A 9,005-nucleotide genomic window follows, 5' to 3' on the forward strand; every position below is an offset into this window, starting at 1 on the left:
GGAACGTACGTGACCGGATGGCCCAGGATTCTGCTGAGCAACTGCGCGATCTCGGGGAAGGTGTATGCATCGGGGCCGGACAAGTCGTAGGTCTTGCCATGCAGCGCTGAATCGCGGAGCACCAGTGAACCTTTGCCAACCTGCTGGACGGCCAGGTCAGGGCGCGTGCGGCGTGGCGTGACCTCGAATGGGTGAAGCTCCTGGTAGACGGGCGATTGCCTAGATCAATCCGTCCAACCAGGAGCCTCACGTGCTGTCCTACCCGTCCGGGATGACCGTGTCCGGTCGCGCGCTCACGACGCTGACCGATGCCCTTCGCGCGCACCGCAGCCAGCGAGCGACCCGATGGCGCAAGCTCTCCGCGGGCCGCCAAGCCCTGCTGGTGGTGGCCTACCTGCGCAAGGGCGAGACCTACGCCGACCTGGCCTGCGGGTTCGGTATCGGCACCTCGACCGTCTACCGCTACGTCCGCGAGGCGCTGACGCTGCTGGCCGCGATGGCGCCCACGCTGGAGCAGGCGATCGAGGTCGCCCGCCGGAAGGCGTTCGTGATCGGCGACGGCACCCTGCTGCGGATCGACCGGGTCGCCATGGCCTCGGGCCGGGACCGGGCGTTCTACCCGGCAAACACAAGGCCCACGGCCTGAATGTGCAGGTCATCGCCGACCCGATCGGCCGGCTGGTGTGGATCTCGCCGCCCCTGCCCGGTGCCCGACACGACATAGGCGCCGCCCGCGAGCACGGCATCATCGACGCGATCACCGGCGCCGACATCCCCGCGGTCGCGGACACGGCCTACCAAGGCGCCGGCCCGACGGTGGCGGTTCCGCAGCGGCGGCGGCGCCTCGACCCGGACACCGGCCGCTACCGGCGGCTCTCCCGGGCCGGTCAGCCACTACTGCCAGCAGGACTCCGAGGACTCCAGCCAGCACCAGAGAGCGAGGGCCGCTGGCGGTGATGCGCGCGGTGGGGTGTGGCCGCGACGCTGTTTCCGTGAAGCAAGGCCGATCGCACAGCCCTTCGCGTGGGGCTTTCACCGGGCGGTCGGCACGAGAGGTCTGCGCCCCAGGGGCCTCGGCAGAGGAACCGCGAGGTAGGGCTGATCGGCCGACCGTGCCCCACCCCGACCCAAACTTGAGGATCGCATGATGAATTGGATGATCAACTGGAATCCCGAGCCGGATTCGGACCGCGGCGCCCAGAGCGTGGATCTCACCACGGTGATCGGCGGCCGAGGCACGTCGTACCCGTGCCCGGACCTCTGCGCGGTGGACCAGCACATCGGCCGGTTGTACAAGCAGATCGAGGCCACGCCCCCGCGGTTCCCGGAGCTCGTCCAAGAGCTCTGGGCCGACGTCGACCTGCTGCTCGATCGCCGACTGTGGCTGTTGCTGGACCCTCAGTTTGAGCGCTGCTGCCTGACGGCGGCGAGCATCAGGCAGGGGTAGTGCAACGGCCCGCCACGACCGTGTCAACCGCGTCGATTCCGCCAGTGGTGCGGCGCGAGTCGCGGCGCGCAGATTCTTATACACGATTTGTCGGGCACGACTGCCACGCCGAGCGAATGTATCGGGTGACCTGAAATCGCGCCATGACAATCATTGAGAATAGGCGAGTTGGAATGATGACGACAGGCGCACACCGCAGGAGCCTGACGCGGACTGCAGCGGCCCGACCGCATGCGGGGCGAGTCGGGTCGGAGTACGAGCCGAGCCCGGGGCGTGCCGACGGCAGGGGCGAGGACAGGGCAGCGCCCCCGGCGGCGGCGCCGTCCATCCCGCTGAGCCGGCGGGACGTCGCCGTCCTGCGGGCCGTGGCCGCCGGCCGGTGTCAGATGTCGGGGGCGGGCGGCGGGTCGCTGACCGTTGATGGTCTGTGTTGCTGTGATCAGTTCGTCGCCCCGCGGTTGACGAGTGCCGGGTTGATCGCCGCCGCCGGCCCGCAGCCCGGGCCGGCGCGGCTCACCCCCTCCGGCCGAGCGCTGCTCGAGGCGGCGTGAGGTCCTCGCTACGGATGCCGGTACGGACGGCGAACGTGGAGGCCGAGCTTTGTGAGCGTGGCTCCAGGGGGCTCGGCGCGACACGGGTGAACCGTCGCACGACCGACTCGGCGCTTGCCCTACCACTGGGGTGCCCGCCGTCATGGACCGAAGGGAGTTGGCTGTGAGATTCCAGGTCTTCGCGCATTGGATCTGCCGGTCCTGCGAGGTCGAAGGGCGAGACCTCGAGAGCGAGCCGAACTGCTGGAACTGCGGGGGTGAGGTCACCGTGACAGCTCGACCCACGGTGTTGATGGAGCGGGGTGAACCGGAGTCATGACCGCACTGTCGAAGTACGTCCCCGCCGTGCCTCCTCGGCCCGCCGGATCTCCGGGCACTCGGCGTGACCTGAGGTCGGCGCCCTTCCTGGCGGCAGCCCGTGGGCAGCGGCCCGCGCACCTGCCGGTGTGGCTCATGCGGCAGGCCGGGCGGTCGCTGCCGGAGTACCGCGCGCTCCGGGCCGGCACCGGAATGCTGCAGGCCTGCCTGACTCCTGACCTGACCTGCGAGATCACCCTGCAACCGGTGCGCCGGCACGGGGTCGACGCGGCGATCCTGTTCAGCGACATCGTGGTCCCGCTTCACGTCGCGGGCGTCGACGTCGACATCGTCGCGGGCACTGGGCCCGTGGTCGGGCACCCGGTGCAGACGGCGGCCGATGTCGAGCGGTTGCCGCGTCTGGAGCCCGAGCAGGTCAGCCCGGTCACCGAGGCGATCGCGCTGTTGCTCCCCGAGTTGGGCGAGACGCCGCTGATCGGCTTCGCCGGGGCGCCGTTCACCTTGGCCTCGTACCTCATCGAGGGTGGCCCGAGCCGAAACCACGAGCGCACCAAGGCGCTGATGCGTTCGGCGCCCCAGGTGTGGCATGCGCTGCTGGGCAGGCTGGCCGAGCTCACCTTCACGTTCCTGCAGGCGCAGGTCGACGCCGGGGTGGACGCGGTGCAGCTGTTCGACTCCTGGGCCGGAGCGCTGTCGGAGCGCGACTACCGCGAGTTCGTGTTGCCGCATTCGGCGTCGGTGCTCGGCCGATTGGCGGACGCCGGGGTGCCGCGGATCCATTTCGGGGTGGGCACCGGGGAGCTGCTGGATGCGATGGCCGAGGCGGGGGCCGACGTCGTCGGGGTGGACTGGCGGGTCCCGCTGGACGTCGCCGCGCGGCGGGCCGGCGGAGCCTGCCCGGTGCAGGGGAATCTGGATCCGGCGGTGCTGTTCGCCGACGCCGGGTCCCTCGAGAGCGAGGTGCGGCGGATCGCGTCGGAGGGTCGCCGGACGCCGGGGCACGTGTTCAACCTCGGGCACGGCGTGCTGCCGGAGACCGACCCGGACGTCCTCACGCGGTTGGTCGAGCTGGTCCACGATCAGCCCGATGTCGGTCCGATCCGACAGACCGAACAGGTCGAGACGGATCCGCATTCCGACCGCGGTCGGCTCATCCAGCTCCCCTGCGGCACATCGTGGGCGGATCGAGGGCCGCAGTGCAGGGGCCGGCGGGGCACGGTCACCTGTGCAGGGCAGGAGTGCCAGAGCCGGTGCGGCTGCAGCCTGCCTGATCGAGACGGCACAACGGGCGCGGGTCCGGATTCGGAAGGAGTGTGTTCGTCGTGAAGGTCGGTGTGATCGGAGCGGGCGCGGTCGGGGCGGCGACGGTGCTGTCACTGATCGAACGCGGGGGGACGTGCCGGGAGATCGTGCTGGTGGACCGGATCCCCGAACGGGCGGCCGGTGTGGCTGCCGACATGCGCTACGCGGCGCCGCTGTCGCCGGTTGTGGACGTGCGCGCGGGTGGCTATCAGGATCTGGTCGACGCCGCGCTGGTGGTCATCACCGCGGGAGTCAACGAGAAGGCCGGGGGCGCCACCGACCGCTCCGACGCGCAAGGCCGCCTGCGCCTGTTGGATACCAACGCGAAGATCTACGCCGACATCGTGCCGCGAGTCGTCTCGGTCGCGCCACAGGCTGTGCTGATGGTGGTCACCGACCCACCGGACCCGCTCGCGGATCTCACCCGTCACCTGGCCGGCCACGACCGGGTGTTCTCCACCGGCACGCTGATCGACAGCCTGCGTTTCCGTGTGCACCTGGCCGATCGGTTACGAGTACGCCCGTTGGACGTGCAGGCGATGGTGGTCGGCGAACACGGCACGTCCGAAGTGCTGCTGTGGTCGTCCGCGGAGGTGGGCGGCATCCCTGTACTGGAGCTGCTCGGCGAGGACAGGCAGCGCCTGGACGCGGTGCGGCATGACATCGAGGAAAGCATCCGGTACGCGAACATCACGATCATCGAGGGCACCGGGGCCAGCCAATACGGCATCGGGGCCGTTTCCGCGCGCCTCGTCGAGGCGGTGCTGCGAGACGAACGTGCTGTCCTCCCGGTCGCCGCCTACAACCCCGACTTCGACGTCACCCTGTCATTGGTCAGCGTGCTCGGCGCCGGCGGCGTAGTAAGGATGCACCAGCCGCGGATGACCCCGGACGAACGCGCCGCGCTCGAGCGCAGCGTGTCCACACTCCGCGAGGCCACACGCCGCGCCCTCGACGTCGTCGCGCAGCAACCTGCCCCTGGCGTCCGCTGAATGCCGCGATCAACGCCTCGGGGGTGTACCCAGCCGAGGACCGATGCGTCGCCGGCAATCCATGCTTCTCGGGGTTGTCCGCCGGCCCGTCCGGCCTTGCAGCTGGCAGGTACCCCCACTGCACCGTCAACGGCGCGCCGTGCGCGGTGAACTGCTGCGCGCCGGTCCCGCGACCGGGACCCGACCGAGTGGACTGCTGAGTGGCGCCCCGCCGGAATGGCCGAACCGCAGCATTCCTGCCAGCAGGCAGGGGCGCCTTGCAGTCGACGGGAAGCGAGAACGGCCGTTGGCCGTGAAGACGAGAGCCGATCGCACCGCGATCCTGAATGCGGCCCAGTTTGCACCTGCCCGGGCGTGGACGCCCCGATCGGACCACGACCGAAACGTGGGGAAACCCAGATTGAGTGGTTGTCTGCGATGACGATTGTGAGCATCGGCCTGTCCCACCGGATCGCTCCGGCCGAGGTACTCGAAAAGCTCGTCGTGCCGTCCACGCAGCTTGGCGATGTGATGGCCCGGCTGCACGCCGTGCCGGCCATCGACGAGGTGGTCGTCCTGTCCACCTGCAACCGGATCGAGGTCTACGCGGGCACGCAGGGACCGGTCGAGCAGGTGACCCGGGCGGTTGCCGACTTGGCGGCCGCGCGAGGGCGGATCCCGGTCGACGAGATCCTGCGGATGGCCCGCATCCGCGTCGGCGCTTCGGCCGTCGAGCACCTCTTCTCGGTTGCGTGCGGGCTGGACTCGATGGCCGTCGGGGAGGACCAGATCGTCGCGCAGATCAAGGCCGCCGCCCGGGCGGCCGCCCAAGCGGGAACCATCGGGCCCATCGTCACCGGCCTGACCGACGCGGCCCTGCGAGCGAGCAAGCGGGCGCGCACGGAGACCACGATCAGCACCGCGGGTATCTCACTCGCCCGTGCCGGCATCGAGCTCGCCCATGCCCACCTCGGTGGGCTCGCCGCCCGTCGTGCCGTGGTCCTCGGGACCGGCGCCGTGGGCCGGCTCGCGGCACGGCTGCTGCGCGAGGGCGGCGTAGGGGAGCTGTCGGTGGCCAGCCGCAGCGAGGCGGGAGCTGCAGGAGTGGCCGCGGCCGTGCACGCGACGGCTCTACGGGCCGTCGACGTGCCCGCTGCGCTCGCCGACTCCGATCTCCTGGTCACCGCCACCGGGTGCGTGGTACCCGTGGTGCTCGCCGAGCAGGTGCGGGCGGCCCGGGAGCGGGCCGGGGACCGGCCGTTGTTCGTGCTCGACCTGGGTATGCCGCCTGACGTCGAACCTGCCGTGGGGCGACTGGCCGGTGTCACGCTCGTCGACATCGACGCGCTCGGCCGGCACCTGGCAGAGCAAGAGGTGCCGGACGAGATCCCCCGGGTCCGCGCCATCGTCGCTGCTGAGGTCGCCTCGTACATCGAGCGGCAGAGCGAAGCGGCCGCGGCCCCCTTCATCGGGGCGATGCACTCCCACGTCCGACAGCTCGCCGAGGTCGAACTGCTCCGGATGCACGGCCGGCTGCCCGGCCTGAGCGAACACCAACGGGCCGAGACGGCGGCGACCGTCTATCGCATCCTCCGCCAGTTCCTGCACCGGCCGACGGTCCGGGCCAAGCAGTTGTCCGCCGATCCGGAGGGGTCGGTCTATCTCGAGGCGCTGCGACAGCTGTTCGACCTCAGTGCGAGTGAGGCCAAGGCGTGACCGAGATCGTGGCGCGGGCCGGCGCCTCCTCGGAGTGCCGGCCGCTGCGGCTGGGTACCCGCGGCAGCCCGCTCGCACTGGCCCAGTCCGGGCGGATCGCCGGGCAGCTGCGTGAACGGTGCGGCCGGCCCGTCGTCCTGGTCACGGTCCGCACGCCGGGGGATGGGTCGACCGCGCCGATCGAGCGGCTCGGCACGACCGGGGTGTTCACCACCGCCCTGCGCGAGGCGTTGCTGCGCGGGGAGGTCGACCTGGTGGTGCACTCCTGCAAGGACCTGCCCACAGCATCGGTACCGGGGGTGCGGGTGGCGGCGTTCCCGGTCCGCGGGGACCCGCGCGACGCGCTGATCTGGCCGGGCGGGACCAGCCTCGACGCAGTGCCGCGCGGAGTGCGGATCGGTACCGGGTCACCCCGGCGGGCCGCTCAGCTCCGCGCCCTCGGATTGCGACCGGAGATCGTCCCGATACGCGGAAACGTCGGCACCCGGCTGCGCAAGCTCGCCGACGGCGAGGTCGACGCCCTCGTCCTGGCGATGGCGGGACTGTCGAGGCTGGGACTGCTCGATGCCGACGCCACGCCCCTCGACCCGGCGATGCTGATGCCGGCACCGGCGCAGGGCGTGCTGGCCGTCGAGTGCCGCACGGACGACCCGGCGACGGCGGACCGGCTCACGGCCCTCGACCACGCACCCACCCGCGCGGTGGCGATCGCCGAACGCGGCTTCATGGCCGCGCTCGACGCCGGCTGTACCGCGCCGGTCGGCGCACTGGCGGAGTTGATCGTCGAGCCCGAAGCCGCACCGGCGCTGCGCCTCTCGGGCGTCATCGCCGCCCCGGACGGCTCCTCGGTGATCCGCGGGCAGATGACCGGCGTGGTCGGCGACGGCGCCGCGCTCGGTCATCGGCTGGCCCACATGCTGCTCCAGGACGGCGGCGCTGAGCTGATGGACCGGACGCCGGTCGCGTCCCCTCGGGTGGTGTAGCTCGGTCCGCGGGGTCTCTGCGGTTCAGATCATGCCGTGATGAGCTCGGCGGTGGCCACCTCCTCGGCCGCGAGCGTGGCCAGCAGGGCCATGGTGTTCTCACCGAGGCCGGCGTGGGCATCAGAGATCACCAACTGGACCCCGCCCAACCCGCGGGCCTTGAGCGAGCGCAGGAACGCCCGTCGGAGAACGCTCCGTCCTCGCTGTCGCCGACGGCGAACCCGAGGACCTCCCGCCAACCGTCGGCGCGGACCCCGGTCGCGATCACCACGGCCTGGGACATCACGCGGTGGTTGACCCGCGCCTTGCAGTAGGTCGCGTCGAGGAAGACGTAGGGGAACACCTGCTCGGCCAGGCTGCGGTCGCGGAACGCACCGACCTCGGTGTCGAGATCAGCGCAGATCCGCGAGACCTCCGACTTGGAGATCCCGGTGTCGGCGCCGAACGCTTTGACCAGGTGGTCGACCTTGCGGGTCGACACGCCGTGCAGGTAGGCCTCCATCACCACCGCGAACAACGCCTGATCCACCCGCCGGCGGCGTTCGAGCAGCGACGGGAAGAACGATCCGGTGCGCAGCTTCGGGATCCGCAGCTCCAGATCGCCCGCTGTGGTGGTCAGGGCGCGGGTGCGGTGCGAGCTCGCGTCCGGTCCTCGTCACGTGCACCGGAGGCCCCGGGTGGACGGATGCCGTCCGGCGGGCGCACAGCTACCGGGTCGAGGGCACGGCCCGGGTCGGGGTCGAACCCACGCCCTCGGATCGAGGCGCTCGCCGCCTGACCACAAAGTCCACATGAGCGCCGCCGGACACCGTGCCCGGGAGCGCACCCCGCCGGAGCCGGCGTCGCTCGTCCTCACCCATCCCGCCCCACACCCCGGCGTTCTGGCCGGTCCCCAGCGCCCAGGCCAGGCACTCGCCGGCCACGAGGCAGCCGCCGCAGACGGACTTGGCCTCGGCGAGCTGGTCCAGTGCCGGCCGGCCGGTGCCGACCGGGAAGAACAGTTCCGGTTCCTCCGTGCGGCAGGCCGCTCGATCCCGCCAGTGCATGTCGGTCACTCCGTTTCCTCCTGGGTTTCCGCTGTCGGTGCAGTTGTTCGAGATACGGGTCGGGTCCTCGGGGGGATTCCGATCGGTGGATGCGCGAGTGCCCGGCGCCCCCCGGGGCGCCGGGCACTCGTCTGCCGCAGCGAGGGACGCCGATCAGGACTGTCCGGTGCGGACGCCCTTCTCGACCCGGTCGCCCAGGTCCTTGTCGACGTTGTGCCAGTACTCGAAGGCGCGCTGCAGGACCGGCTCGGTCACCCCGTCGAGCAGGTGGCCCACGATGTTGCCGACCAGTCGTGCCCGCTCGGCGTCGTCGAACACCTCACGCACGAGCGTGCCTGCCTGGCCCCAGTCGTCGTCGTCAGGGCGCAGCGTGTAGGCCGAGCGGACCATCTCGCCGTCGGCCTCCCAGTGCACCTCGGCGGCGCGGCTCGGGTCGGCCTGTGGGCCGCCCTTGGAGTTGGGCGCGTAGAACGGCTCGGTAGCGTTCTGCACCCGCATCCGTCCGTCCTTCGAGTAGTTGTTGACCTCGGCCTTGGGCGCGTTGACCGGGATCTGCTTGTAGTTCACCCCGATCCGGGCGCGGTGCGCGTCGGCGTAGGAGAACCCGCGGGCCAGCAGCATCTTGTCCGGGGACAGCCCGGTGCCGGGCACCTGGTTGCTGGGCGCGAACG

At 71.2% G+C, this 9,005-nt stretch carries 5 protein-coding genes and 4 pseudogenes; 6 read left to right on the forward strand and 3 right to left on the reverse strand.

The window, feature by feature from the left end; genetic code table 11:
* Nucleotides 1-250 precede the first annotated feature (250 nt).
* From JWP64_RS03965 to hemC, 6 genes and pseudogenes are all read left to right on the forward strand, one after another.
* A pseudogene (locus JWP64_RS03965) lies at nucleotides 251-834 on the forward strand (transposase family protein); the annotation flags it as partial.
* A gap of 322 nt (nucleotides 835-1,156) precedes the next feature.
* Entirely contained in the window at nucleotides 1,157-1,447 is a 291-nt protein-coding gene (locus JWP64_RS03970) for a hypothetical protein (protein WP_297492362.1), read from the forward strand.
* Nucleotides 1,448-2,313: 866 nt separating this feature from the next.
* Nucleotides 2,314-3,399: pseudogene (hemE, locus tag JWP64_RS03975) on the forward strand (uroporphyrinogen decarboxylase); the annotation flags it as partial.
* Between the two features lie 230 nt (nucleotides 3,400-3,629).
* Complete coding sequence (locus JWP64_RS03980; protein ID WP_297492364.1) at nucleotides 3,630-4,610, forward strand: NAD(P)-binding domain-containing protein; 981 nt, start codon at nucleotides 3,630-3,632, stop codon at nucleotides 4,608-4,610.
* Between the two features lie 216 nt (nucleotides 4,611-4,826).
* Entirely contained in the window at nucleotides 4,827-6,305 is a 1,479-nt protein-coding gene (gene hemA / locus JWP64_RS03985; protein ID WP_297492366.1) for a glutamyl-tRNA reductase, read from the forward strand.
* Complete coding sequence (gene hemC, locus JWP64_RS03990) at nucleotides 6,302-7,288, forward strand: hydroxymethylbilane synthase (protein ID WP_297492368.1); 987 nt, start codon at nucleotides 6,302-6,304, stop codon at nucleotides 7,286-7,288. The genes hemA and hemC overlap by 4 nt, the downstream gene beginning before the upstream one ends.
* Before the next feature lie 104 nt (nucleotides 7,289-7,392).
* Here the strand turns inward: hemC and JWP64_RS03995 are convergent.
* From JWP64_RS03995 to JWP64_RS04005, 3 genes and pseudogenes are all read right to left on the reverse strand, one after another.
* A pseudogene (locus tag JWP64_RS03995) lies at nucleotides 7,393-7,901 on the reverse strand (transposase); the annotation flags it as partial.
* 214 nt (nucleotides 7,902-8,115) lie between these two features.
* Nucleotides 8,116-8,334 (reverse strand): annotated as a pseudogene (locus JWP64_RS04000) (WhiB family transcriptional regulator); the annotation flags it as partial.
* Nucleotides 8,335-8,487: 153 nt separating this feature from the next.
* Nucleotides 8,488-9,005 (reverse strand): catalase (locus tag JWP64_RS04005; RefSeq protein WP_297492370.1); only part of this gene is annotated, 518 nt, incomplete at its 5' end.

Origin of the sequence: Pseudonocardia sp. (assembly GCF_025465255.1) — a bacterium.
Taxonomy (GTDB): domain Bacteria; phylum Actinomycetota; class Actinomycetes; order Mycobacteriales; family Pseudonocardiaceae; genus Pseudonocardia.

What these genes read in the sequence shown, in the direction of transcription:
- JWP64_RS03970 (WP_297492362.1), top strand. Translation starts at nt 1,157, where the DNA reads ATGATCAACTGGAATCCCGAGCCGGATTCGGACCGCGGCGCCCAGAGC.
- hemA (WP_297492366.1), top strand. Translation starts at nt 4,827, where the DNA reads ATGGCCGAACCGCAGCATTCCTGCCAGCAGGCAGGGGCGCCTTGCAGT.